This is a genomic window from Treponema sp. R8-4-B8, assembly GCF_054786175.1.
The window spans coordinates 1-752 of sequence record NZ_BDHE01000184.1 but is presented as its reverse complement, the minus strand read 5'-3'; the positions used below and the strand labels follow the sequence as shown (position 1 = coordinate 752).

Here is a 752-nt window from a genome sequence, read left to right as displayed (position 1 = left end):
TTGTGTGCTGTTTATTAGTGATGTGCAATCATAACTAAATCATAGTAAAATCAAGAAAATAATACATGAGAATTTGTATTTTGATAATGTTTTCTATTATATTCTTGATACAGTCGCTTTATAAACCGGAACGCATCGGCAAAAAAATGGTTGACGTTGACGTGGAATTAGGCGATTCAAGGAAAGAAATATACGACGCGATGAATAACGACAGGATTTACAAAGGCAGCGTATATGATCCGCAGCACGACGATACTTTCAGGTTTGTAGTCAAGCCGATTAAAATAGGCACTTCTGATTTTGAATGGACGGTGCTGATAGGCGTCTCAGAATCCCACGTATTAAAAGAGATAAACGAAATAACCACATTTACCGTTATCCTTGCCACAATAGCCATTATTGCGACTGCGGTTGCTTTCTTTTTCGTTCTTGGATTTGTTACTAAACCAATTGTCAAAGTAACGGAAACGCTGAAGGATATTTCCGAAGGCGAAGGCGATTTAACGCGCGTAATTCCAGAAAAGGGAAACGATGAAATTTCCGACATGTCGCGGTACTTTAACAGGACGCTTGCCAAGATAAAGAAATTGATCGTTTCAATAAAAGAACACACGGCGGCGTTATCTGATACCGGCAATGATCTTGCAAGCAACATGAACGAGACCGCTTCCGCTATTAACGAAATTACCGCCACCATTCAAAACATAAAAGGCAGGGTGCTGAATCAGAGCGCGTCCGTAACTCAAACAGGC

The 752-nt window shown here is 40.3% G+C and carries 1 protein-coding gene; it reads left to right on the top strand.

Annotation, left to right across the window (positions count from 1 at the left end; translation table 11 throughout):
• Positions 1-86: 86 nt before the first annotated feature.
• A partial coding sequence (locus tag ACYVRA_RS07770) for a HAMP domain-containing protein (RefSeq protein ID WP_461252166.1) occupies positions 87-752 on the top strand: 666 nt, incomplete at its 3' end.